This window comes from Polyangium jinanense, from assembly GCF_028435265.1.
Lineage (GTDB): Bacteria > Myxococcota_A > Polyangia > Polyangiales > Polyangiaceae > Polyangium > Polyangium jinanense.
Genome location: NZ_JAGTJK010000058.1, coordinates 1 through 23,322, shown reverse-complemented (window position 1 = coordinate 23,322; position 23,322 = coordinate 1). Strand labels below are relative to the sequence as shown.

The following is a 23,322-nucleotide window of genomic DNA, read 5'->3' as shown; positions in this document are numbered from 1 at the left end:
GGCGGTCGGGCGCGAACGCCCGCCCTGGTGGCTCACCCCCGAAAGACCCGCGCATGCGCCCGGGCAAACGCCTCGAACGAACGCGGCGCGCGCCCGGTGACGCGGAGGACCGTATCCGTGACGCGATCTTCCGCGCCGTCCCGGATTGCAATGTCGAGCCCGACCAGCAGCGCGGCATACGGCTCCGGCATGCCCGCGGCCGTGAGGCGGCGCCGGGCCTCGTCGTCGTCCACGTGCTCGTGCCGCATCGGCCTGCCGGTGACGCGCTCCAGGATCGCCGCCACCTCCGCATACGTAAGCGCCTCCGGCCCGGTGATCACGTGCGCCGTATCATGTGACGTCTCGTCGACGAGCGCGCGCACGGCGACCTCCGCGATATCGTCCGCGTCCACGAATCCGACCCGCCCCGCGCCCGTCGAGGTGACCACCTTTCCCTCGCCGATCAGGCTCGCGGCGTGCGGGTGCCGCGGCTCGACGAAGTTCTGCATGAACCACGAGGGCTTCAAGATCGCAAAGCCCGGCGCGCGCTCGCGCAGAAATCGATCCACGGTGCCGAGGCCCGGTGCGCCCTCGGGAATGGCAGACGAGCTCAGCAGGACAAACCGCCCGACCCCGCTCGCGAGGGCACGCTCGAGAAACGGCAGCATCAGCGTGGAAGGATCCTCGACCATCCCCGGCGCGATCAGATACACCCGATCCACGCCCGAAAGCGCGGGCGCGTGTGTCGAGGGGTCGGCCCAATCGAACACCACGTGATCGCTGCCGCTGGCCGCGCGGCTCGCCACGCGCGCGGACACACCGAGCTCGCCGAGGCGCGCGGCAATCCGACGACCGGTGTTGCCGGTCCCGCCTGTGATCAAGATATGGCCGCTCATGGCGTACCCACCGCCTTGCGCGCCTCGTCTGTCCCGCCAAACGATTCGAGCGCGAGCCCGACGTTCCAGTATTCGCGATAATGAACGATCTTCCCCGCCTTCGTCCGCAGCACCATGATGTAGTCCTGCTCGTACCGCTTGCCGGTGGTGGGGATGAACGCCGTGCCGTGCACCTCGGCCAGCGCCACGTCGGGGTCCGTCGTGACATACCGGCGCAGGTTGCTGAACGTGAGCCCGACGAACGTCTGCGGCGTGGGGCGGAAATACGCGTCGATCGCCGCCTTGCCTTCGAGGCGCGCCGGCAGCCCGGGCGGGGCGTAAGGGAACTCGACCACGGCGTCGTCCGCGAAGAGCTCGATCCAGCGCTGGATGTCCTGGGAAATGAGCGCGAGGTGCTCGTCGAGGGCCTGCGCAGCGTCACGATGTCCTGTGCTCGTCATGGGATACCTCCTCCGTTCGAGGGATGCCCAGAAGGTAACGGCAGAGGGCTTTGCCGCGCGTCCGGATCACACGCCCGCGCGTCCACACGTGACGTCAAGCGCCCGCCACGCTAGACTCCCGGGCATGTCGGCAGCCTTCGACGAGCTGGCACGGACGCTCCGCCTGCAAGGAACCGAGGTGCAGCAGGCCGATCTCGGCGATCGATGGGGAAAACAGCTCCCCTCGCAAGGCAAGGCTCGCGTCTACGCGGCGCTGCGCGGGGGTGGCTGGGTCGGCCAGAAGGACCAGCGGCTCGCGCTCCGCGAGGGCGAGATCGTCTTCCTGCCCCGCGGCGACGCGCATTCGATCCGCGACAAACCCACGACCTCGCTCTGCGGCTTCTCCGACGTTTATTGCAAGGCCCTCCGGCCCACGGGCCCGACCTCGATACGCACCGAGGCGCCGCCCGAGACGCGCCTCGTCGTCGTGGATCTGCGCTTCGACGCCGCGGGCGCGCCGTGGATCTCGCTCCTGCCCTCGCTCGTGCACCTCCAGGGCTCGAATCCGGGTTTGTCCCGGTGGCTCGGCGAGACCTTGCATTTGCTCGCCGAGGCGCCTGATCTCTCGCCGCCGCTGCGCGACGGGATCGTGGAGGCATTCGGGCACACGCTCTTTGCTTGCGCGCTCCGCACGCTGGCCTCGCCGCTTCCCGGCCGAGAGGCGCTGCAGGACGAGCCCATCGCGGCCGCGCTCGCCGAGGTGCGGGCCGCGCCCGAGGAGAACTGGGAGCTCGGGGAGCTCGCGCGGCGCGTCGGCCTCTCGCGCTCGGCATTCGCGGCACGCGCCACCGCCCTGCTCGGCGAGCCGCTCGGTAGCTACGTGCGTCGCCTGCGCCTCGACCGCGCGGCCGCGCTGCTCGCGGGAACGACGCTGCCCATCAAGGTGATCGCGGCGCGTGTCGGCTATGATAGCGAAGCGGCCTTCACGCGGGCTTTTACGCGCGCCCACGGCCAAGGCCCGCGGGAGCACAGGCTCGCGCACGCGGCACGGCGCGCAGGGGCGGATTCCTTCGGCTCCGGGCAGAGCGCCGCGCCTGCGTTCGCCGAGCCGTAAGTCGGCTTTACGTCGACCCTCGCGGGCACGAGACATAGGGCATGCACGCGCCCGTGAACCGGCTTCGTCGGAATTTCCCCGTCATCGCCGCGCTCTGCCTCACGCTCCCGACGTGTGCGCCCGAGGAGCCGCCGAGCGAATCCGCCGCATCTCCGCTTCGCCCACGGATCGACGACGCGCTGGTCTTCGCTCAAGAACGGACGCGCGCCACGATCGACGAGCTCGCGGGCGCGGATCCCGACCATTTCGCCTCGCTTTACCCGGTCGTGACCAAGCCTTCGCCGCCCAACCTCGGGAGCTGGGTGCAGAAGCCCGTCGAGGACTGGCGCAGCGGCTTTTTCCCGGGTGTGGTGTGGGAGCTCTATCGCCACGGGCGTGATCCGCGGATGCGACAAGCCGCGCTCGCATGGACCTCGCACATGGCGACGCTGGAGAATACGGCGAGCGACCACGATCTCGGTTTTCGTTTTCTCTCGACGTTTGGCAAGGCGCTCTCCGTGCTGGACGAGGGCGACGATCCGGGCGGGGTTTGGCGCGGACGCGCGCGGACCGCGATCGAGCGGAGCGCGTTCTCGCTGGATCGGCTGTTCAATGCGGGCTCCACGCCGGTGGGGGCCTACCGAGCTTTTCCGCTCTCCAACGATTACCTCGCGCCTTATCCCGTGTACATCGACAGCATGATGAACGTCGAGCTCCCCTTGCTCGCCTGGGACCTCGCCGATCGTCCCGGGTCCGGGCCCCTGCGCCTCCTCTACAAGCACGCGGTGACCCACGCGATGACGGTGATGGCCGAGAACGTTCGCTCCGACGGCAGCACCTACCACATCGTCCAGCACGAGGAGGGCGCGGGGCCGGGGGCGGGTCGGATCCACAAGAAGATAAGTGATCAAGGTTTTGCTGCGGAATCCACTTGGTCGCGCGGCCAGGCATGGGCCCTTCATGGTTTTACCACGGTCTACCGCTTCACCAGGGACGATGCCTCGGTCGAGCCGGTCCGGTTCCTCGAAACCGCCTCACGCGTCGCCGACTATTTCATCGATCACCTGCCGAACGATACGCGCGATCCCTATAACCACGTTCCCGGCGACTTCGTGCCGCCCAGCGATTTCGACGCAGCGCTCGGGGAGCCCGAGGGGCCCTGGAACGACGCGAACGGCGATGGCGTCCTCGGCGACCGGCGGCCGGGCACGCATGCGTTCACGGCCCGGGACTCGTCCGCTGCCGCGATTGCAGCGTCGGGTTTGCTCGAGCTCGGCACGCTCGTCGACGACCCCAACCTGCGGGAGCGGTATCTCGGCGCCGCCGAGAACATCCTGCATTCCCTGCTCACCTTCCGCGCCCCCGACGGCAAGCTCGCCTATCTCGCGGTGGATTCTCCCCATCGAGGCATCCTGGCACGCGGATCCACCTCCTACGGATGGCCGCAGCAATCCCTCTCCTTCGGGGATCGATACTTCCTCGAGGCGCTTCGCCGCTGCCTCGCACTGGAGACGCGGGCGGGCGAAGCGCGTCGATGTGGAAGAAGCGCTCAGAGCGATCCGGTATAAAGGTAGATCCAGACCGGCAGGAACACGTAGTTCCCGTCCGCGTCCTTCGGCGAAGGGCCGCCGGCCTGCGTGGAGACGTGACCGTCGCTCGTCTCGGCCGACGAACGAAGGCGATGGCTGTCCCCGTAGGGCGGCATGGCGCCGTCGACGGAGGTCGGCATGCCGGGGAGGCCGAGATCCTCGAACGATGTCAGGTGCCCCGGGTGCTGTGAATCGGCCGTGTGGGTGAGGGCGTAAAACCGATCGATGGGCGTGAGCGAAGGCGCCTTCAGCCAGGCCTGGTTGCTGTCGAGCGGCCCGGAGAGGCTCACCACGCGGTGGACGAGCCGGTGTTTCCCGATGACCGCGGACGTGCTCGCGCCGTGAGAAATCCCCGAAATGACGATCTTGTCCCAGCGGGGTTTGTCGCCGTCGACGAAATACGTCCAGTCGCCCTGGGGGTTTTGCTCGGCGAGATAGGCGAGCCCTTTGACGATACGCGTCTCGAGGCTGTCCGGCGGGGTGATGTCGACGAACGGGTGGTGATCCGTGCCGTCGAACGCTTCGAGGCGGCATCCCTCGATGTCGTCGCCGCAGTTCCCCACGCCGTAATCGCTGAGGTAACAGGGGCCGAACACGTGGAAGCCGAGGCCCGCGAGCACCTCGCCGTGGGCATTCGATCCACACGTGGAAGGCGCGCCCGCGCCGTGCAGATACACGACGAGCTGCCCCCGCGACGTGACCCGCGTATCGAGGTGCGCGAGCTGCGTGCCGAGGGCCTGCGTCGCGGCCGCATCCGCCTGGTCCGCTTTGAAGGAGACCTTGTAAAGCTGCGGATTCGTCGTATCGACGCTCGGCCCGGGATCACCGCCGCCCGCGCCGCCCATTCCACCAGCGCCGCCCGTTCCTCCGGTGCCGCCCATTCCTCCGGCGCCGCCCGCGCCGCCCATTCCACCAGCGCCGCCTGTTCCTCCGGCGCCGCCCGCTCCGGTTCCGCCCTCCCCGCCGCCGGAGCAGCCGGCTGTGGCCCGCGCAGCGACGAGGAGGAGCGCGCTCATGAAGATGCGCATTCCGATTCGCATCGTTCCGTCCTTCCTCCGCAGCCTCAACGAGCCCGGCGACGGCGCGCGAAAAGAAGCGCGGCGAGTCCCAGACCCACGCCGGCGAGGCCCGGCCGATCGGCGCCGGACATGCTGCACCCGGTCTCGAGCACGCGGTGCTCGACGGTGTAATCGACGATCAGCTTGAAGGCCTGCCCGTCGCCCTGGAGGTTGAGCTCGTCGTGGTGGACGCCCGGCGGTCCGCCCACGGCGTCGCCCGAGGGGCTCCCCTCGACGTCGAGGAAGGCCGTCTCGCCGGCAAGGACCAGGGTCTTGTCGCTGCCGAACGAGAAATCCTGGGCCACGATCTCGAAGGCGCAATTGTTCACGAAGGAGACGGTGCCGTGACAAACGCAGCCGTTCTCGGGCTCGATCTGATCGAGGCTGGCGCACGCGGGCGCGCCTTCGAGGCGCGCTTCGATCTTGATGATGGCATCGCATCCATCACCGGCGGCCTGGGGGCAGCCGGCGTGCGCGGCGCGCGGGGCGAGGGCGAGGGCAACGGCGAAAGGAATGGCGAACGCAAGCAATCTCATGACAAGACCTCCGTGCGGGCGACCGTAGCACGAAACCCTCGCGGACCGCTCCGCCTCGCAAGCCAGCCGCCGCCGGCCTCCTGCCGTGGCCCCAGATGACACGGATCTGGCACGCGCGAACCTGCCGACGCTTGGCGCATCGTGTCACGATCCGCATGTCCGGCACGAGGTGAGCCATGTCCGTTTCCCCGACGATCGAGGTTCGGAATCTGCGGTTCGAGACCAACGAGCGGATCCCGCGTTTTTGGCACGGAGAGCGGCGGGCCGTCACGCTCTTCTTCGACAACCTCTCCATCTTCTTCCCGGCAGGCGAGCGATTCTTCATTGCGGCCGTCAAGGCCCATCGGGACAGGGTCCAAGATCCCCGGCTCCTCGCGGAGATCAAAGCCTTCGTCGCCCAGGAGGGCATTCACGGCCGCGAGCACGACCGATACAACGAGATGCTACGCAAGGAGGGGTATCCGATCGACGCGATGGAGAAGCGAGTCGAGCGCATCCTCCGCCGCGCGACGAAGCTTTTGCCGCCGCGCTGGCGGCTCGCGGTGACGTGTAATCTCGAGCATTTCACCGCGCTGATGGGGCATTTCATCCTCGGCGATCCGCGCCTGCTCGAAGGCGCGCACCCGGAGATGGCCGCGCTCTGGCGCTGGCATGCCGCCGAGGAGAACGAGCACAAGGCCGTCGCGTTCGACGTCTACCTCGCGTCGGGCGGCAACGCGTTCGAGCGCTGTGCCCTGATGATCCCGACGACCCTGATCTTCTGGGCGAAGGTGATCGAGCACCAGGCGCGGCTCATGCACGAAAACGGGATTCTCTTCTCGGTCCGGGAATGGATATCGCTCGTCGATTTCCTCTTCTTCCGTCCGGGCGGCATGTTCAAGCTGTTTCTGCACTACCTCGATTACTACCGGCCCGGCTTCCATCCCTGGGACATGGATAACCGCGAGGAGCTCGATCGCTGGAAGGCCTCGTATCGAGCCGCGACCTCGCCGTAACCGTCACGGTTTGCGGAGCATGCCGGGGGTTCGTCCGGTCCAGCGCCGGAAGGCCCGCGCGAAATTCGCCGCGTCGGAATAGCCGAGCCGCTCGGCGATTTGCTCGCGCGAGAGGCTCTCGTCCCGGAGGAGGAGCATGGCGCGCTCCTGCCGGAGCTCGTCGAGGATCTCGGAATAAGAGGTATTCGCATCGGCGAGGCGTCGCTTCAGCGTGCGCGGCGAGACGCCGAGGTGCTGCGCGATCTCCTCGAGGGAGCGATATCCCTCCGGCAGCGGCAAGAGCTCACGGACCTTCGCCGCCGTCCGATCATCCCGCCCGAGGGCCTGCATTTCCCGCTCGCATTGCTCGCGCGCGAGCTGCATCGCCACCGGATCGGCCATGTCGAGGGGCAAATCGAGCACCGAGGAGGCGAAGACGATGCGGTTCGAGGGCTGACCAAAATGAATCCGCCCCGGCGCGAGGTGGGAAAACCGCTGGAAATAAGGGGGCTCGGCGAACGCGAAGTACGCGTCCCCGCCGAGCTCCTGCTTCGTGATGTCCCGGCCGATCCGGGCAATGCCCATCATGAGCGCGATGAGAATGAACTCCCGCGCCTCGCCGAGCGGCGCGCGCTCCTCGAAGACGAGGGACGCCGTTTCGCCCTCGACGTGCAGATGGAAGCCGAGCGCCGTGGTGCGCGTGGGGACGAAACGAATGGCAAGCTCGATCGCCTGGCGGATCGTCCCGGCCGTCATGGCGGCGAAGCCGAGATATCCGTGCGACGAGAGGCGCATCTGTAGGCCCATGAAAACGGCGAGCCCCGGCTCTCCGGTGAGCGCCGTCGCCCGTTTCACGAGCGTGCCCGTGGTCTCCAGGGATATCCGAGCCGCCGGGTTCGTCAGGGAATCACGCGTGAGCCCAAGCCCGGAGAGCAGCTCGTCGGGCGCGACGCCCCACCGCGCCGCGAGATCGACCAGGTGCAGCGCATACGCCGCCGGCAGATCTCCGCTCGCGTTACCCGCGCCCATGCACGCAAGAGAATCGAACAGGGCCGCCCCTGTCAAGAGGCGCGCGCGGGTTCACCGGTCCTGAAACCCATTTCTGCGGTACGTGAGGACCAACGTGTCGCGATGCCCGTGAGGCAGCGCCCCCGATTCTCCGCCGAGGAGAGGCTGGATCGGCGTGGACTCGTGGATCACGCGTTCGTCGTCGAGCAAGAGGAAGGACCAGGGCTCGGTGAGCGTGAAGCGGATCCCCTGCGGGCCGCGCGCATCGAAGACGCGGGTCTCACCGCCGCGAATCCCGTGGCGCCCGATCAGGAAGAGCGCGACGAAGTCGACGCCGTCACGATGCGCGCCCTCGGGCGTGGGCCGCCCGATTCCCTCGCTCGTGTCGATCCGGAACTGGTGTGCTTCGACGTACCAGGGCAAGGAACTCTTGATCTCGGAGCAGACCCGCGCGAGGGCCGTGAGCAAGTCGGACCAGAACGGCTGCCCGATCAGAGTTTGCCGCATCGGCTCGAACCAGCGCTCCATGCCGCCGTGGAGCGCATTGTATTGCAGCGGCTGAAAGTGCGCGCGGTGGGGGACGAGACGGCAGGACGCCTCGTCGACGATGAACGAGGCGTGCCGGCGCCGCCGGTAGTGCCCGCCGTCCTTGAGGTACGGGTCGCGCGGCATGTCGTCCCATTCCGCGGCGATCGCCGCCCAATCCGGGTGGAGCGCGCCGGGGAGGCCCTGGGCCCAGGACGAACTCGCGACGGCGAACCCCTGCCTTCGCACCGTCTCCACGAGGTCGGAGGGTGCGGTGATCGGCGGTTCGAACGCGGCAGTCGACATGATGGCGCCTACCCTAGCACGGACGCGGAGGCGCGCTCCCGCGTCGCGCGCGTCACCGCGGGCCAGCGATGCCGCCACGGGGCGGCCGCTTCGAGCTGATAAGCGAGGCCGAGCAGGGTCGCCTCCTGTCCGAGCGGCGCGGCGAAATGGCTGCCGAGCGGCAGGCCCGATTCCGAGGAGCCGAGCGGCACGGACATGGCCGGGACACCCGCCATGCTATAGATGGGCGTGTACCCCGCGAGCACCTCCGTGCGGCGAATGAGGAGCTCACGATCGAGGTGCGGCGCGAGCGTGCCGAGGTCGTACGGCGCAACGGGGAGGGTCGGGCACAGGAGGACGTCGTAGCTCTCCATGTAGGAGAGCATTCGCGCGGACGCGTGGGCAACCGTGGCCTTCGCGCGCGCCTCTGCGCCCTCGGGCAAACTGCGAGAATGGTGGATCAGCGCGAGGGTGAAGGGCTCGAGGTCGTCCTCGCCGACGGGCCTGCCGAGCATGCTCTCCATGGTGCGGACGACCTCGTGCATTGCGGCACCGGCCGAATCGAAGAACGCCTCGGAGAGCAGCACGCCGTCGACGGGCGGCGGCGGCGCTTCCACCACCTCGTGCCCAAGGTCGGCGCAGAGACGCATCGTCTGCGAGAGAGCACGCATCACCTCGGGATCGGGCGCCCGGCCGAGGAGCGTCGTCGAATACACGCCGATACGCAGCTTTCGATCGAGCGGTCGATCCACGTATCCGACCCGCGGATGCGCGCTCGGGTCCTCCGTCAGCGACAACAAGAACGCGCTGTCGCGCACGCTCCGGCTCACGCAATGATCGATGACGAGCTCGAACGTGTCGACATACCCTGTGGGCACGCAGCGCTTGTGCCCCGGCTTGAAGCCGAAGAGGCCGCAGGCGGACGCCGGGATCCGGATCGATCCTCCGCCGTCACTCGCGTGCGCCACCGGCACCATCCCGCTCGCGACCGCGGCCGCGGCGCCGCCGGACGAGCCCAGGGCCGATTTCGTGAGATCCCACGGATTGCGCGTGATCCCGGCGAGAAGCGTCTCCGTGCTGCCGAGGAGGCCGAACTCGCTCGTCGTCGTTTTTCCGAGCGTGACGAGCCCCGCGGCGTCGAGCTGTTCGGTATAAGGCGACCCCGCAGGCGCGATGTAATCGCGGAAAAGGCGCGAGCCCATCGTGAGCTTGTGCCCGGGATACGCGAGGACGTCCTTGATGAGGAATGGCACGCCGCCGAGCGGCCCCGATGGCCGAGCTCTGGCTTTTTCCCGGGCCGCGTCGAAGTCCACGCTCGCGAGCGCATGGACCACGGGTTCGAGTGTTTCGATACGCGCGATGGCCGCGTCCACGAGATCGAGCGCGCTCACCTCGCCCGATTTCACGAGGGCCGCCTGCCCGACCGCGTCGAGCTCCCAGAGATCTTGGCTCATGACTGCACCCATTTGGCAAAGCCGGACAAACCGGCGAGCTGATAACTCCAGAACCCTTGAAACGCCTTGCGGATCTGCGCCTCGTCCGCGTGGGCTTCGAGGATCGACACGATCGTGCGGACCGTGTTGCGGAAGATATTTTGGAGGACGAAACGCGCGATGGGGCTCACCCGCCTCTGCGGCGCATCGACGCGCAGCTTGGCGAGCGAGGGGCGCATGAGCTCCCGCACGAATGCCTCGGCGAATCCCTCGTGCCGTGAGCCCTGGGCCCGGTCGAGCAGCGTGATCACCTTCAATCGATGCTCGATCCAGAAACGGAGGAGCTCCTCGCCGCGCTCCTCCGCGCCCGCGTCGAGCTCGGTCGGCACGGGCGCGCGCACGAGCGCCTGCACGCGCCTGCGGGTGAGCCGGAGGAACTGCGCCGCGAACTCGTCCGGCAGCACCGCGTAAAACAGCGCGTCCTTATGCTCGAAATACCGGTAGATGTTGCCGGTCGAGACCCCGGCGCGGGCGGCGATGGCCGCCATCGTCGCGCCCTGGTACCCGGCCTCGGCAAACACCTCCGCCGCCGCGCGAAACACCCGTTCGCGCACCTGTTCGTTGAGCTGTCGTGCCACGTCGTCGCTCTCTAAAGTGAACCGTACGTTCACTTTAGGAGGACGTCAAGGGGCGAAAAGTGAACGATGCGTTCACTTTTCGCCGAGCGTGATCTCGGGGGGCTACTCGTCTTCTTCTTCCTCGTCCTCGTCGCCCTCTTCCTCGTCGCCCTCGTCCTCGTCGCCCTCGTCCTCGTCGCCCTCTTCCTCGTCGCCCTCGTCCTCCGCGGGCTCGATCTGCCAGCGCTCGACGACGGCGTCGACGAAGGCCTGCTCCTCTTCGGAGACGTCGTCATCGGAGCCGACGATCTCCTGGAGCTGGGACGCGATCGAGGCGAGCACCTCCTGGGAGAAGACCTCGCCGAGGACCTCGATGGTCTCCTCCACGAGCTGCTCGTCATCGAGGCGGCGCAGCGCATTACGCAGCACCTTCTCCGCGCTTTGCCGCGAGCCGAGCTGCTCCAGCACGGGCGTGATGTGCTCGGCCGTGGCTCGCAGCTCGTCGTCCGCGATGTCCCCGTCCGCGCCGGCAGCACGCAAGAACAGGAGCGCGAGCCGCACGTCGAGCGGAACGTCGCCCATGCTCTCGAGGAGGCCCGCATATTCGTCCTCGTCGAGCTGGGCAAGGACGCTCGATACGTCCTCCAGCACGGACTCCTCGTCGTCGGACCAGGTCTCCTCGTCGGGCGGCAAGACGTCGATACGCTTGATGATCCATGAGTCGCCGAAGTTGTATTCCTCGTTCATGAGGTACCGATAAGGGATGTAGCAATATCCCTTGTCGCCCCATTCGGGTCCCCAGGAATTACGGACGATGAAGACCTGGTCCGGGTCCGAATAACCGACGCAGAGCATCGCGTGCCCGCCGTGGCTCTCGCGCCCGGTCTCCCGCGAGGTCGGGACGGGGACGAGGCCCGCCTTCTTGTGCTTGTCGAACGAGGAGAAGAGCTTGACGCCGAAAATGATCGGGTGGCCCTCCGCGAGCGCCATCTTCCAGGCCTCGAGGTTCGTCGGGACGAGCTCGGTGTCTTCGATGCGGAACTGCGCGGCTTCCTGGTACGCCTCGTCCGAAGGCTGCTCGTTGACGGCCTCGGGATCGAAGGCCCAGGTCTCCTCCGAGCACGCGCCGTGCTCCTTGAGGCTCGCGATGACGGATTGCAGGACGCTGCCTTCGTCCTGGATGTTCTCGGGATCGTCGACGGCGCGGCCGTTGTAATAGATGAAGAGGCGGCTCACGTCGTAGGCGTCTTCGCCCAGGTGGCGCTTGACGAGGTACTCGTAGGCGCCCGCCGTCGCGTTGGCGGCGCAGCTGTTCGTGGCCTTCTGATCCTCAATCGGCGACATGAACGGCCGGAGGTCGACCTTGGGAGGCAGCCGCGAGACATTGCCGCGGCCGGCGACGTAACGCTTCGCCGCGGCCTTGGGCGGCGCATACCGATATCCGACGACGGCCCGTGACGAGCCATCGGCTTGCGTGAAATTGAACGTGTTCATTGCGGCTGTCCCTCGCTCCGCGGGAGTCACCCCCGCGACCATTGGAGCTTCTCTACAACGGCCACCGAGGAGGAGGATACCAAAAAATGCGTCCGCCCGTGGACGAGCTCAGGGCAGAGGGGCGCAACCGAGCCGCTGGAGGTGAATACGCGCCGTCGGGTCCTCCGGCGAGATCGCCGAATATGCGAGGAGCACGGCGTCGCCCGTGGGGGATCCAAGGACAGCGATCGGTTGGGAAGTGCCGAGGTTTGCTTCGATCATCGCCGTGGCCACGACCGCGCCCGCGGCGTTGACGCGCTTCACCTCGATACGGTCGGGGGACAGCGCACCGTAGGACCACGCGGCGACGAGATCGCCGGCCATGCTGCTGGCGCCGACGGAATCCGGATTGAGATCACTCGCTCCCGCCAAGTTGAACGGCGCTGCCACGGAGGTCCCTGCCGCGTCGAGCAAGTGCGCTTGAATCGTGGCCGTCGCCTCGATCCACCCCGAGTGGCCCACGGTCATCCACGCGCCTTCACTGCGGCCTGCCATGGCGAGCCCCATGATCGATGCCGGATTGTCGGGCGTCGTCGCGGCGAGCTCGGTGCCGACCGGATTCCCATCGGTGACGCGGGCGACGACGACCCGTGTGGCGTCGCCGAGCGAGCCCGTGCAGCCCTTGGCATTCGCCGGCTCGTCATTGCTCGCAAAGCCGACGAGCGTCCCTTTCTCCGTATGGACGGCGTCCATCAGCACGGAGGTTTTCGTGCAGCCGATGGGCGTGAATCCCTCCACGGTGGGCTTCGGCCCGTCGTGATGGCCGAGTCCGACGAGGAGCTCGATCGTGTCTCCGGCGTGGGGACGCCCATATCCGATGATGTGCCCCCCGGGATGCATTCGCAGGAGGGCTGCCTGGGTCGCGTCGGACGGAAGCGCGGAGGACGGGAAGAACGGGACCCCCATGCCGAATTCGGGGATGATCTGATACGGCACGGGCCCTACGCTCGTGCCGCGGAGCACGGCGACCTGGATGCCTGCCCCCTCGGATATCGCGAAGGGCCCTTGCACGTCGGCCAGGCCGACATTCGTCCCCTCTGCCGGCGGCCACGTGCTCCACGGATCCAAAAGAAAGCGAAGGTGAATGTCGTTCAAAGTGCCCGCGGGCCCCGCTACCGGCACGCCCGTGAAAGCGAGCACCACGGTCTTCGCATCGAGGCCCGATCGCACGAGCTTCGGGGAGAACATCGACGCCGTGACGTGGTTCGAATTCCGGGGCGGTGAGGCGGCTGTAAGGCACGGATTGTCTATCCAAACCGATATCGCACCATCCGTCCGACCTTCTTGAGAACCGGAACCGCCATGAAGACGCGGGAGATCAGGCGCGCCGCCCTCGACATCCTGGCGAGCTGCGCGGGATCGTGGCTCGTGACCTCCGTCAGGAACACGAGTTTCGGGACCTGCGCTTCGAGCTCGTGGGGATCATCGAGGCCCCAGTGCACGGAGGCGCCGGTTGCTTTGATCGATTGGTGCCGCCGGAGGAGCCGCACGCCGAGGCGGCTGTAGCAGTCGAATCCGAATTCGCCCGCCGGCAAATGCGCCGTGAGCCGACCGAAGAGGCGGGGCACTTCATCCTCGCGGAGATAAGGGAGGACGCCCTCGGCGACGATCATCGCCGGACGATCCGACGGCACCGCGTCGAGCCATTGCGGATCCGTGAGCGACGTGCCGAGGAGGGTATAGCCCGAACGCTCGGGATAAAGACGACGGCGCAGCGCGATGACCTCCGGATAGTCGACGTCGAACCAGCGGACGGTTGCGGGCGGGTCGACCCGGAAGACCCGGCTGTCGAGCCCGCATCCGAGGTGCAGCACGGTGGCGTCCGGGTTCTGGGCGATGAATTCGCGGGTCCAGCCATCCAGGAGGTGCGCGCGTATCGCCAGCGAAATCATGTCGTCGCGGCGGACCTTCAGCTTCGAAAAATCGTAGTCGACCCGGCGGATGGCCTCCGCGGCGAAACGATCACGCAGGAGGGAATCGGGCATGCGGCTCTCTTCCGCCTTGCCGTACACCGTGAGGAGAAGGGTCTCTTTCTCCTCGCGCAGAGTTACCTTTTCATCGGTCGTCATGCTCGTCCTGTGATCGCGGTGGGACTCAGCCACGCATGGGCCTGCGAAGCGAGCTTCGTTGCATCCTCGGGAGAATCGTCCGGTCCCACGGCGTCCCTCCTCACGAGGAGGATGCCCCATGTCGGGAAAAAGGTCGCCGGTCTCGTGAAAAGAGCACATTCCCGTCAGAGGGCCGTTGCCCTGACCCTTTGCTCGATGGAACCATTGACGCGACGGCGGGCCCGTGAGACCTCAGGGTCGCCGACGGGCGGGTCGGCGGAGGTCCGCGGTGAGACAACAACATTACCGTTTTGCGCATCAAGTCTTGATGAGTGGCGTGCTGCGTGACCCGTCGGCGTGGTGGGCTGCCGCGGCGAACCAGGGCAACGCGATGCTGCAGCAAGCGTGGGCCGCCGCCGGCGAGGGCCTCGGGCCCGAGGATCGCGCGGACGGTTCGGCGCTCGTGATCACGCCGATGTACCCCGCGCCCGGCGTCGAGGCGCTCCTCATCCCCCTACCGCCTCCGCAGGCGCCCACCGAATGCCATTACGTCGCGCTCGTGCGCGCGGGCGGCCAGCCGCCTCGTTATTTTGTGGCGGAGCGGGGAATCGAGGGCGAGGGCGGCGCGCAGCGGGCCTACTGGGCCGAGTGGCGGCAGGCGCCCGGCGGAGGGATCATGCGCATTCGGGGCGCCGATCTCCCCGCGATAAGCCCCGAGGCATTCCTCGCCGCGGCCGCCGCGGAATGCAGCGCAGCGCCCCCCGGTCCGCAAGCCACCCCGTGGCCCGGCCCGCAGGGCGCCCCGTTTCCAGGCGTCCGGCCGGCCACGTCCGGGAAAGTGAACCGGGTCGGCCTTTTCCTCGGCGCCGGCTGCTTCACCCTGTTCCTGATCGGGGCGAGCATCGGCGGGTATCTCCTGTATCAGGAGGAGGGTCGCGGGCTGCACGTCCCCGATACCGAAGTCGCGAGTGTCGCCGTCGAGCCGGACAAACCTTTCAAAGTCCAGTTCAAATGGGACGGCACGGGGTACGCATTCAACAACATCTGGCTCGTCGTCGACGAGGGGACCACGAGCGGCTCGGATTTCAAGGTCAGCGGCAGTGTTGCCTGCTCCCGCGGGAGCCGCGCGAAGACGGTCGATGTCGGTCTCAAGGGCTACGGGGCGCACGACGTCGAGCGAAAGGGCGGAGACGGGTTCTCCGCTTGGCTTTACCTCACGGACGAGTACGATCATTCGTCGAGCCGGCCCATCGAATGTTCGGGGACCATCGCGCCCACCGCGGGGACGTGGACGAAAGCGCGGATCGTCGTGACCCAGCGGCAGCGGCCGAGCGATTGGTTTGCCAACTAGGCGCGGCCGTTTCGCGCTCTGTACAAGAGCCGTGACTGGCCGATCTCGGCGGCGTTCTTCATGAGCTCGATGTTTGCCCAGGCAATCACGTGACTCAAGGGTTTGTCGAACCACGCGATATGCTGGTCCAGTTCGGCCTCCGTGAGACCGTCGAGCGCCTGCGTCCATTGATCACGCAAGCGGGTCAGCCACGCGGCGGCGCCCGCGGCGCTGCCCGGCCAGTCCACGGTTTTCGCGTGCTCGATCATGTCGAGCGCCTCGCCGCGCCGCGCGCCGAACGTATGCGCATGCGCCCCCGTCCACCACCAGCCGATGTGCCAGGTCACCCAGCCGATGGTGGTCGTGGGCGGAGGATCCGGCTCGGGCAAGACGAGATCGGCGACCCAGCGTCCGCTCGTCGGCCGGACCGTCCACGCCCCGGGCGCGGGCTCCCACAAGCACATTTCGTCGGTCAAGCCGTCGAGGTGAAGGGCCAAAAGCGACCACGACACGTCGAGCTGGTAGCGCAGCGTCGGTAGCAACATGGCGGCATGCTACCCGGTGCGGCTGGCCACGTCACACATTCGGATAGATCCTGGGCGCGTCTCGTTCGTACAGTAGGGATCTCCATGACGCCGCCCCTCCCTTCGAAGTGGATTGCCCTCTCCCTCCTGTTCTCCGCGGCCCTCGGTTGCACGAGCACGCCCTCGCCCGTGACACCACGCGCGGAAGCTCCACCGCAGAGCACGCCGCCCGTGTTCGCCCTGGCGGCGACCGTCGCAGATACGGTCGAGGACCCCGCCGACCGAGGCGTGGCGTCGCGTATCACGAAGGTGACCGTGTACTCGGATCGGGCGCTCGTGAGCCGCGAGGCGACGGTAGCGCTCACGGCCGAGCCCACGGTCTTCCGTTTCAAGAAGCTGCCCGGCTGGGTCGATGAAGGCTCCGTGCGTGCGTCGACGAGCACCGGCAAGATCGTGGACGTGGCCGTCGAGCGGCGCTTTCTGGCGCGATCCACGGATGAAGGGTTTCGCAAGGTCGAGGAAAAACACAAGGCGCTGCTCCGGAAGCTGCAAGCGCTCGACGACGAGCTCGCGATCCTGGACGCGCAGCAGGAGCACGTCGAATCGATCAAGGTGTTTTCCGTGCAGAAGCTCGAAGGGGACGCCGTCACCCGCGACATCAAGGTCGATACGTACGGGCAGGTGATCGATTTCGTCTCCGGGGCGCTGCGCAAGACGAGCGCGTCGCGGCGCGAGGTGCAGGCTGCACGCGAGCAGCTCGCCCCCGACGTGGAGGCGAGCGCCAAGAACCTCGAAGAGCTCCGCCGCCTGACCAAGCTGGAAGAGACGACCGTGCTCGTGACGGTGCAAGGCAGCGCCGCCGGCAATGCGACGTTGACGCTGACGTACGCCACGCCCGGCGCCACGTGGGAGCCGATGCACGAGGTGCGCGCGAGCGCAGCCGATCCCGACTGGGTGGAGCTCACGTCGTTCGCCGTGGTCACGCAGACGACGGGCGAAGATTGGAGCCACGCGGAGCTCTCGTTCTCCACGCAATCTTCCTCCGACAGCGAGCGCATCCCCGAGCTCGAAATGCTGGCGCTCGGCAAGACCCAGGAGGTAACCCGGAGCGTGACGCGGCAGGTGACGTCGTTCAGCGCCGCGCAAAAGAAATTCGAGGAGCAGAACCGCCACTGGAACCGGATGAACCAGGCAACGTCGCAGCGCATCTCCGAGGTCGAGCAGTTCGAGCAATCCTATTCGTCAAACCTGGCGCTGCTCGAGCGCGTGCAAAGCAAGACGGTGCAAATTTTCCAGGGCCTGCAGACGCGCGGCACGACGGCGCATTTCACCGCGAAGGATCCGGCGATCGTCCGCTCGGACGGTCGTTCGATCCGGCTGCGCATCGGCTCGAGCCGCATCAAGGCCCAGCGCCACATCATCGCCGCCCCGGAGGAATCCCTCAATGCCGCCATCACCCTGGAGATGGCCAACAAGACGAGCCAGCCGCTCCTGCCCGGCAGCGTCGCGCGGTACCAGGACGGCGCGTTCCTCGGCATGACCGACATCGAGTTCGTCGCGAAAGACGAGGACTTTTCCGTTTTCTTCAGCGTCGCCGATCAGGTCAAGCTGACGCGGGAGCTCGACAAACACCAGAGCTCGCTCCAGCGCAACGCGCGAAACCGCATGCAGCTCTCGTTCGTGAGCAAAGCGAAAAACCTCTCGGATCGCCCCGTCACGGTGGTCCTCGCCGAGCGTATCCCCGTCTCGGAGAACACCGAGATTCGCGTGAGCAACGTCAAGATCACCCCGAACGAGAAGCCGGACGCGAAGGGGATCGTCCGCTTCAAGGTGACGCTCGCGCCGCGCGAGGAGCGCGAGTTCCGCGTGTCGTACCAGGTCGAATACCCGCCGTCGCTCGTGTTCGACGTGCGGCGCAAGCAGATGCAATCACCGCCCGCGCCGAGCCCCACCGCCCCTCGTAAGAAGATGGATTTCGAGGAGCGGCTGATCGAGATCGAGCAGCAGTTCTGAGCAATCGAAAGCCACGGGCGGCCGGAGGGATCGTTCGAGGGGCGATCGCCGGCCGAGCCGATCGGTGAGCGGCTGGGTGCGCACGGCGCCGCGGGGTGGCGATGCGCGTCCACCGCTTTATGGATCCGCTGCGGCCAAGGGAGTCATTTTCCTATGGATTCCAGCGCATCTGGACGACAAGGCGGCCCGGAACGCTCGCGGCAAAATCCACGCGAGAGGCCGTCCACGACGAGGGGAGCCATGAACCCGAGTGCACGAGCAGAGCTCGAAAGCAGGGGGACCACGCACGCCGCGCCGTCGCCGGCGAACAGCCTCGATCAGGTGCGCGAGATCCTGTTCGGCGCCTACGTTCGCGATTTTGAGCGAAAGATCGCCCGCATCGAGGGCCTGGTCGCGTCGCAGGGCGAAGAGCTGCGCGCCGATACGAGGCGCATGATCGACGTGCTCGAAGCCCACGTGAAGCGCGAAACGGACGCGCAGAGCGCGCAGCGGGAAGCCGACCACACCGCCCAGATGGCCGCCCTGAACAACGTCGCGCGCGAGGCGCGGGACGCCGTCGCCGAGCTCGACCAGCGTATCAAGAAGCTCGAGGACGGGCTGATCCGGGCGCAGCGTGATTTCCGGCAGCAAATCCTCGACGAGGCCAAGGGGTTCGTCGAGCAATCACGCTCCCTCAGGGACGAGCTCATGTCCACGCTCCAGCGTGAACTCGCCCTGTACACCGGCGAGCCCTCGGAGGCCGCCGGCCCCGCAAGCGGGGTCGTCGAGGCCGCACGCACCCCGGAGCCTCGCGCCGAGCAGTCATGAGCGCCCGCCTGCGAGCGCGGGCGCGGCGGCGAGAACACGACTACACCCTCGACGACCTGCGTCCGTTCCTCGTGAAGCCCGAGCAGGAGCGGCTGAAGTCCCTCGAACACAAGCTCGAGACCCCCGAGGCCCTCGCCGAGGCCATCGGCGAGGTGCTGCCCCAGGCCGCCGTCGTGAGCCAGAAGCGCGGCGAGGAGCTCTCGTCCGCGATGCAGCCGCTCATGCTGTCGAGCATCCACGAGACGGTCCGGAAAAACCCGGAGCTCTTCGCCGACGCCATCTTCCCGTCGATCGGCCCCGCCGTCCGGAAGGCCGCCCGCGCCGCGGTCGAAGCGCTCCTCCAGCGGCTCGACGACATGGTGCAGCAGACGATGACGCTGGAGAGCCTGCGCTGGCGCATCGAGGCGGCCCGCACCGGCCGGCCGTTCGTCGAGGTCGTGATGCTCCACAACCTCGCCTACCGGGTGGAGCACGTGTTTCTGGTGCATCGCGAGAGCGGGCTCGTGTTGCAGCACGTCGCGGCGGAGAACGTGGCGGCGGAGGATCCCGATCAGGTGTCGGCGATGCTCGCGGCCATCGACGACTTCGCGCGGGACGCGTTTCACGCGGAAAAAGAGGCGGATCTGTCGCGCTTCTGCGTCGGTGGGCTCACGGGCGTCGTCGAGCACGGGCCGCGCGCCGTGCTGGTCGCCATCGTCCGCGGCGTCGCCACGAAGGACGTGGCGGCGTCGCTCGCCGAGACGCTGGAGCAGATCCACCGAACCTACGCGGCCCCGCTCGAGCAGTTCAAAGGGGACGCGGCCGCGTTCGAGCCGACCCGCGACGCGCTCGTCGGGTGCATGCGGGAGGAGCGCGTTCAGAAGCCGGAGAGCCGACGCCGCGGCACCCTCGCGCTCGCCGCGATCGCGGTCCTCGCCCTGGTCGGCGCCGGGATCGGGTGGAAGGTCGTGCACGACCGAAACGCGCGGTTCGACGCGTACGTGGAGGCGCTCGGCGAGGAGCCCGGCGTGACGGTCACGCGGACGGGGCGCGACGGGGGACGCCGCTTCGTCGAAGGGCTCGGGGATCCGCTCGCGAAAAACCCCGCCGCCCTGCTCGCGCCCCACGGCTTGCGCGCGTCCGACGTCGAGCTGCGCTTCAAGCCGATCTACTCGCTGGATCCTCCGATCACGGAGCGACGCGCGGTCCAGGTGCTGCGGCCTCCGTCCGGGGTCTCGCTGCGCCTCGCAGGCGGGACGCTCGTGGCCGCGGGCGTCGCCGAGCGCGCATGGATCGACCGGGCGCGTCTGCTCGCCACGAGCCTGCCGGGCGTCACGGCGCTCGACGACACGCGCCTCTTCGAGGCCGAGGCCCTCACGTCCGCGAGGGCCGCGGCGGCCACGCTGGAGGGCCTCCAGATCTCGTTCCCGCCCGGCTCGGCAACGCCGCCACGCGCCGAGCACGCCCGCCTCGACGCCGCGGCGCGCGCCGTGCAGGCGCTCCTCGACGCCGCCCCGCGGGGCGGCCTCACCGCGCGGATCGAGATCGTGGGGCACGCCGACGCGACGGGCACACCCGAGAAGAACCAGCGCCTCAGCGAGGAGCGCGCGTCGAGCGTGGCGGCCGAGCTCAACGAGCGCGGCGTCGCGACGGATCGGCTCTCCGTGCGAGGCGTGGGTCACGCGGATCTGGCCGGGCGCAAGGTCACCTTCCACGTGCACCTTTCGCCGATGAACGAGGGGTCATGAGCACGCTGGAGAAGCGGAAGGTGTGCCTGCTCGGCGCGACGGGCGTCGGCAAGACGAGCCTCGTCATGCGCTTCGTCCGGAGCATTTTTTCCGATCAGTACCTGACCACGATCGGCACGAAGATCGAGACGAAGCACCTCACCTACGGCGATCACGAGATTGTCCTGGTGCTCTGGGATCTCAGCGGCGAGGACGAGTTCCAGCGCGTCCGCCTCTCGTACCTGCGCGGCGCCGCGGGCTACCTGCTCGTCGCCGACGGGACCCGCCGCGCCACGGTAGAGACCGCGATGGCCCTCCACCACGCCGCCACGGAGGTCGTGGGCGACGTGCCTCGTGTCCTCGTTCTGAACAAGGCCGATCTGCGCGCCTTCTGGGAGCTCGACGACGCCTACGAGCGTGAGCTCGCCGCGCACGGGCCCGTCTTCGAGACCAGCGCGAAGACCGGCGCGGGCGTCGAAGAAGCTTTCCGCGCGCTCGGCCACGCACTGCTCCAGCGCTGAAGGGCAGGCCTGCATGAAGACCTCGATTGCCAGCTCGATCCTCGCATTCCTCGGGAAGGTCGTCCTCGAACGCCAGCCGGACGGCACGTTCTTGCAACGTGGCAACGCGCCCGATTGGTATTCGCGCATGCTGCGGGGCGTCCGCCACGCGAACACGCCCATCCGCGTGGAGAGCGTGTTCCCGTTCCTTTCCGTCTTCCTGCCCGAGGCGGAGTCCGTCTGGCAGGCGCCGAACGGAGGTCTGACGCGGCTCGACTCCGACCTCTGGTGCGAAACCGCCACCGATGGCGAGGAGCTGCCTCTCTCCGCGACCGCGCTCCTCGTGGGCCCTTGCCGTCTGCTCGTGATCACCCGCTGCGACGATCTCTTCCACGAGCGGCGCCTGGTCCTGCAGCGCGCCCGCGAGCTGCGCATCACGCATGACGCGCTCGCCCGCGAGATCGAGCAGAAGGACATCCTCATGCATTGCATCGTCCACGACCTCGCGAACCCGCTCCAGACGATCCTCGGTGTGCTCTCGTCCCTCGACGAGCGAAATCCGCCCGGCGAGGACGGCGACCTGATCGATCTCGCGCTCGACGCGGCGCTCCGGCAGCGCGGGATGATCCGCGAGATTCTGAGCGTGTTCGCATCCGAGCACGACGACCTCGACACCACGTACGAGGAGACCGCGGTCTCCGATGTGCGCGCCGGGATCTTCCGCGTCGTCGCCGAGCACGAGCTCACCGCGCGCGGCCGCAACGTGCGCATCGAGCGGGAGGTGCCGCCGCTCCCGAGCCTCGTCATCGCGGACGAACCCAGGCTCGTGCGGGTCCTCGCGAACCTGCTCGACAACGCGGTCCGCCACAGCCCGGTCGGGGGCTGCGTGCGCGTCCGCGCGCGCGAGGAGGACAGGTGCGTCGAGGTGAGCGTCGAGGACGAGGGACCCGGCGTGCCACCTTCGCTCGCGACGCGCCTGTTCCAGCGCTTCGGCCGGGGGATCGGGCCCGAAGCGGGCACGGGGCTCGGGCTTTACTTCTGCCGCATCACCGTCGAGCGCTGGGGCGGCACGATCGGGTACGCCACGCTTCCCGAGGGAGGCGCTCGGTTCTGGTTCCGCCTCCGCAAGGCCCCCACCTCGACAGGGACCCTGGCGGCCTGAAGGACAGACCGAGGGAAGGACCGGCCATGGCGAAGCTTTTGATCGTGGACGACGACGACGAAACCAGGCTCTGGATGGCCGCCGCCCTCGCCGACGTCGGGCACGAAGTGCGCACGAGCCCGAGCGGTCGCGACGCGGTCAGGGTCGTCTCGACGTGGCAACCGGACGTCGCCATCCTCGACGTCCTGATGTCGGAAATGGATGGGTTTGCCGTCAACCGCGTCCTCCGGAGCCACGGCATCCCGACGATCTTCGTCACGGTCGTGAAGCGCGAGGCCGAGGCCATCCTCCAGGGCGTCTCGGGGTACGTGGAGAAGCCGGTCACGGCGGCAGAGCTCCGGGCGGTGGTGGAACGCGTCCTCGGCGGGGCCACGGGCGGGGCCATCCTGCTCGTCGAGGACGATTCGTTTTTGCGTAGCGTGTATCGATCGGTGCTGGCGCCGAAGTTCCAGGTGCTCGAGGCCGAGAATGGCCGCGACGCGCTTTCCATGCTCGAGACGCACCCGGTCGCGCTGGTCATCACAGACATTCACATGCCGGTGATGAACGGGGTGGAGCTCGTCCGCGCGATCCGGAACGACGCCCGCACCCGCGATCTGCCCATCGTCGTGCAGAGCTGCGACACCTCCGCGGTCCGCTCCCCGGTCTGGTCGGGGCTCCACGTCTCGCGTGTCATGCGAAAAGAGGATTTCATCGGGTGGCTGATCGGGCAAATCGAGGAGCAACTCTCGACCTTGTCCGTCAAATCGGCGTGAGGGACGAGTCCGACTCGGTCTCGCATTTCGTCGACGAGATCGCGACGAAGACCGGCGCGAAAGCGTGTTTCAGGCCGCGCCGAACCTCGTAATCCGCCTGAGCATTGGTCTCATCTGGGAGGCGCTTCGCTGGGGCTTTGCCCCAGGCCCCACCGGGGCTATCCGCCCCTGGACCTGGACCAGCGCAAGCGCTGGACCCGGGGTCGATGAACTGCGCGATGCGCAGTTCATCGAACAGGCCAGGTCAAGACCAACGACGATCCTGCCCACCAAGACAGCAGCGCGGACGTCTCGACCCATGACGCCGACGGCGTGAAACGCACCTTCCTGGTCTTGCCACCGGCCTGTGGGAAGAACTGCGCATCGCGCAGTTCTTCCCCCTGAGGTCCAGGGCTTGCCCTGGTTCTGAGCATTGGTCTCATCTCGCGAGCCCATTCTCCCTGAGCACCCGTAGCATCTCTGCTGCGGGTGCCAGTCGTTCGAGCCCGCGGCTGATGGTGACGGATCCGGGGGGTCCTCCGGAGGACTTGCC

The 23,322-nt window shown here is 67.9% G+C and carries 22 protein-coding genes; 10 read left to right on the top strand and 12 right to left on the bottom strand.

The genetic code is table 11. From position 1 onward, the window contains the following. Positions 1–32: 32 nt before the first annotated feature. Both KEG38_RS46990 and KEG38_RS46985 read right to left on the bottom strand, forming a co-directional pair. Positions 33–875: an NmrA family NAD(P)-binding protein gene (locus KEG38_RS46990; RefSeq protein WP_272427428.1), complete on the bottom strand. Its 843-nt coding sequence runs from the start codon at positions 873–875 to the stop codon at positions 33–35. Next, a complete protein-coding gene (locus KEG38_RS46985; RefSeq protein WP_272427427.1) occupies positions 872–1,315 on the bottom strand; it encodes a nuclear transport factor 2 family protein in 444 nt (147 codons plus the stop codon). Before KEG38_RS46985 ends, KEG38_RS46990 begins: the two co-directional genes overlap by 4 nt. Positions 1,316–1,439: 124 nt before the next feature. Between KEG38_RS46985 and KEG38_RS46980 the strand changes: the two genes are divergently transcribed. Further along, on the top strand, positions 1,440–2,408 hold the full coding sequence (locus KEG38_RS46980) for an AraC family transcriptional regulator (protein WP_272427426.1): 969 nt from the start codon (positions 1,440–1,442) through the stop codon (positions 2,406–2,408). A gap of 53 nt (positions 2,409–2,461) precedes the next feature. Next, the gene (locus tag KEG38_RS46975) at positions 2,462–3,955 is read left to right on the top strand and encodes a hypothetical protein (protein ID WP_272427425.1); all 1,494 of its coding nucleotides are present in this window, start codon (positions 2,462–2,464) and stop codon (positions 3,953–3,955) included. Here KEG38_RS46975 and KEG38_RS46970 read toward each other — a convergent pair. Both KEG38_RS46970 and KEG38_RS46965 read right to left on the bottom strand, forming a co-directional pair. Then, on the bottom strand, positions 3,937–5,016 hold the full coding sequence (locus KEG38_RS46970; protein WP_272427423.1) for a BPSS1187 family protein: 1,080 nt from the start codon (positions 5,014–5,016) through the stop codon (positions 3,937–3,939). The two genes, KEG38_RS46975 and KEG38_RS46970, sit on opposite strands and share 19 nt — an antisense overlap. Before the next feature lie 23 nt (positions 5,017–5,039). Further along, positions 5,040–5,570, bottom strand: coding sequence for an MXAN_0125 family MYXO-CTERM protein (locus KEG38_RS46965; protein WP_272427422.1), 531 nt, complete (start codon positions 5,568–5,570; stop codon positions 5,040–5,042). A gap of 176 nt (positions 5,571–5,746) precedes the next feature. Between KEG38_RS46965 and KEG38_RS46960 the strand changes: the two genes are divergently transcribed. Further along, complete coding sequence (locus KEG38_RS46960; protein ID WP_272427420.1) at positions 5,747–6,565, top strand: metal-dependent hydrolase; 819 nt, start codon at positions 5,747–5,749, stop codon at positions 6,563–6,565. 3 nt (positions 6,566–6,568) lie between these two features. On the opposite strand, the gene KEG38_RS46955 is transcribed toward KEG38_RS46960, so the two are convergent. From KEG38_RS46955 to KEG38_RS46925, 7 genes are all read right to left on the bottom strand, one after another. Further along, positions 6,569–7,573, bottom strand: a complete 1,005-nt coding sequence (locus KEG38_RS46955; RefSeq protein ID WP_272427418.1) for an AraC family transcriptional regulator — start codon at positions 7,571–7,573, stop codon at positions 6,569–6,571. A gap of 51 nt (positions 7,574–7,624) precedes the next feature. Beyond that, entirely contained in the window at positions 7,625–8,383 is a 759-nt protein-coding gene (locus KEG38_RS46950; RefSeq protein ID WP_272427416.1) for a 2OG-Fe dioxygenase family protein, read from the bottom strand. An 8-nt stretch (positions 8,384–8,391) separates the two neighbouring features. After that, complete coding sequence (locus tag KEG38_RS46945) at positions 8,392–9,816, bottom strand: amidase (RefSeq protein WP_272427415.1); 1,425 nt, start codon at positions 9,814–9,816, stop codon at positions 8,392–8,394. After that, positions 9,813–10,433, bottom strand: a complete 621-nt coding sequence (locus tag KEG38_RS46940; RefSeq protein ID WP_272427412.1) for a TetR/AcrR family transcriptional regulator — start codon at positions 10,431–10,433, stop codon at positions 9,813–9,815. Before KEG38_RS46940 ends, KEG38_RS46945 begins: the two co-directional genes overlap by 4 nt. Positions 10,434–10,535: 102 nt before the next feature. Beyond that, a complete protein-coding gene (locus KEG38_RS46935) occupies positions 10,536–11,906 on the bottom strand; it encodes a C1 family peptidase (protein ID WP_272427411.1) in 1,371 nt (456 codons plus the stop codon). Between the two features lie 108 nt (positions 11,907–12,014). After that, the gene (locus KEG38_RS46930; RefSeq protein ID WP_272427409.1) at positions 12,015–13,133 is read right to left on the bottom strand and encodes a hypothetical protein; all 1,119 of its coding nucleotides are present in this window, start codon (positions 13,131–13,133) and stop codon (positions 12,015–12,017) included. A gap of 59 nt (positions 13,134–13,192) precedes the next feature. Next, positions 13,193–14,014: a class I SAM-dependent methyltransferase gene (locus KEG38_RS46925; protein WP_272427408.1), complete on the bottom strand. Its 822-nt coding sequence runs from the start codon at positions 14,012–14,014 to the stop codon at positions 13,193–13,195. A 307-nt stretch (positions 14,015–14,321) separates the two neighbouring features. On the opposite strand from KEG38_RS46925, the gene KEG38_RS46920 reads away from it, so the two are divergent. Further along, a complete protein-coding gene (locus KEG38_RS46920; RefSeq protein WP_272427407.1) occupies positions 14,322–15,344 on the top strand; it encodes a hypothetical protein in 1,023 nt (340 codons plus the stop codon). Here KEG38_RS46920 and KEG38_RS46915 read toward each other — a convergent pair. Then, positions 15,341–15,868 carry a DinB family protein gene (locus KEG38_RS46915; RefSeq protein WP_272427406.1) on the bottom strand — a complete coding sequence of 176 codons (528 nt, stop codon included), beginning with the start codon at positions 15,866–15,868 and terminating at the stop codon, positions 15,341–15,343. The genes KEG38_RS46920 and KEG38_RS46915 overlap by 4 nt on opposite strands. An 84-nt stretch (positions 15,869–15,952) precedes the next feature. Between KEG38_RS46915 and KEG38_RS46910 the strand changes: the two genes are divergently transcribed. The 6 genes from KEG38_RS46910 to KEG38_RS46885 all read left to right on the top strand — a co-directional run bounded on the left by KEG38_RS46910 (position 15,953) and on the right by KEG38_RS46885 (position 22,790). After that, positions 15,953–17,860 (top strand): mucoidy inhibitor MuiA family protein, encoded by a 1,908-nt coding sequence (locus KEG38_RS46910; protein WP_272427404.1) that lies wholly within the window; start codon positions 15,953–15,955, stop codon positions 17,858–17,860. A 240-nt stretch (positions 17,861–18,100) separates the two neighbouring features. Continuing rightward, positions 18,101–18,667, top strand: a complete 567-nt coding sequence (locus tag KEG38_RS46905; RefSeq protein ID WP_272427403.1) for a hypothetical protein — start codon at positions 18,101–18,103, stop codon at positions 18,665–18,667. After that, positions 18,664–20,394 carry an OmpA family protein gene (locus KEG38_RS46900; protein ID WP_272427401.1) on the top strand — a complete coding sequence of 577 codons (1,731 nt, stop codon included), beginning with the start codon at positions 18,664–18,666 and terminating at the stop codon, positions 20,392–20,394. Before KEG38_RS46905 ends, KEG38_RS46900 begins: the two co-directional genes overlap by 4 nt. Then, the gene (locus KEG38_RS46895; protein ID WP_272427399.1) at positions 20,391–20,894 is read left to right on the top strand and encodes a Rab family GTPase; all 504 of its coding nucleotides are present in this window, start codon (positions 20,391–20,393) and stop codon (positions 20,892–20,894) included. Before KEG38_RS46900 ends, KEG38_RS46895 begins: the two co-directional genes overlap by 4 nt. 13 nt (positions 20,895–20,907) lie before the next feature. After that, a complete protein-coding gene (locus KEG38_RS46890) occupies positions 20,908–22,035 on the top strand; it encodes a sensor histidine kinase (protein WP_272427397.1) in 1,128 nt (375 codons plus the stop codon). Between the two features lie 26 nt (positions 22,036–22,061). Continuing rightward, on the top strand, positions 22,062–22,790 hold the full coding sequence (locus KEG38_RS46885; RefSeq protein WP_272427395.1) for a response regulator: 729 nt from the start codon (positions 22,062–22,064) through the stop codon (positions 22,788–22,790). The last annotated feature ends 532 nt before the right edge of the window (positions 22,791–23,322 follow it).

Coding starts and splice junctions, on each gene's coding strand:
- KEG38_RS46990 (WP_272427428.1), bottom strand. CDS start 875: ATGAGCGGCCATATCTTGATCACAGGCGGGACCGGCAACACCGGTCGT.
- KEG38_RS46985 (WP_272427427.1), bottom strand. CDS start 1,315: ATGACGAGCACAGGACATCGTGACGCTGCGCAGGCCCTCGACGAGCAC.
- KEG38_RS46980 (WP_272427426.1), top strand. CDS start 1,440: ATGTCGGCAGCCTTCGACGAGCTGGCACGGACGCTCCGCCTGCAAGGA.
- KEG38_RS46970 (WP_272427423.1), bottom strand. CDS start 5,016: ATGCGAATCGGAATGCGCATCTTCATGAGCGCGCTCCTCCTCGTCGCT.
- KEG38_RS46965 (WP_272427422.1), bottom strand. CDS start 5,570: ATGAGATTGCTTGCGTTCGCCATTCCTTTCGCCGTTGCCCTCGCCCTC.
- KEG38_RS46960 (WP_272427420.1), top strand. CDS start 5,747: ATGTCCGTTTCCCCGACGATCGAGGTTCGGAATCTGCGGTTCGAGACC.
- KEG38_RS46955 (WP_272427418.1), bottom strand. CDS start 7,573: ATGGGCGCGGGTAACGCGAGCGGAGATCTGCCGGCGGCGTATGCGCTG.
- KEG38_RS46950 (WP_272427416.1), bottom strand. CDS start 8,383: ATGTCGACTGCCGCGTTCGAACCGCCGATCACCGCACCCTCCGACCTC.
- KEG38_RS46945 (WP_272427415.1), bottom strand. CDS start 9,816: ATGAGCCAAGATCTCTGGGAGCTCGACGCGGTCGGGCAGGCGGCCCTC.
- KEG38_RS46935 (WP_272427411.1), bottom strand. CDS start 11,906: ATGAACACGTTCAATTTCACGCAAGCCGATGGCTCGTCACGGGCCGTC.
- KEG38_RS46930 (WP_272427409.1), bottom strand. CDS start 13,133: ATGTTCTCCCCGAAGCTCGTGCGATCGGGCCTCGATGCGAAGACCGTG.
- KEG38_RS46925 (WP_272427408.1), bottom strand. CDS start 14,014: ATGACGACCGATGAAAAGGTAACTCTGCGCGAGGAGAAAGAGACCCTT.
- KEG38_RS46920 (WP_272427407.1), top strand. CDS start 14,322: ATGAGTGGCGTGCTGCGTGACCCGTCGGCGTGGTGGGCTGCCGCGGCG.
- KEG38_RS46915 (WP_272427406.1), bottom strand. CDS start 15,868: ATGTTGCTACCGACGCTGCGCTACCAGCTCGACGTGTCGTGGTCGCTT.
- KEG38_RS46910 (WP_272427404.1), top strand. CDS start 15,953: ATGACGCCGCCCCTCCCTTCGAAGTGGATTGCCCTCTCCCTCCTGTTC.
- KEG38_RS46905 (WP_272427403.1), top strand. CDS start 18,101: ATGAACCCGAGTGCACGAGCAGAGCTCGAAAGCAGGGGGACCACGCAC.
- KEG38_RS46900 (WP_272427401.1), top strand. CDS start 18,664: ATGAGCGCCCGCCTGCGAGCGCGGGCGCGGCGGCGAGAACACGACTAC.
- KEG38_RS46895 (WP_272427399.1), top strand. CDS start 20,391: ATGAGCACGCTGGAGAAGCGGAAGGTGTGCCTGCTCGGCGCGACGGGC.
- KEG38_RS46890 (WP_272427397.1), top strand. CDS start 20,908: ATGAAGACCTCGATTGCCAGCTCGATCCTCGCATTCCTCGGGAAGGTC.
- KEG38_RS46885 (WP_272427395.1), top strand. CDS start 22,062: ATGGCGAAGCTTTTGATCGTGGACGACGACGACGAAACCAGGCTCTGG.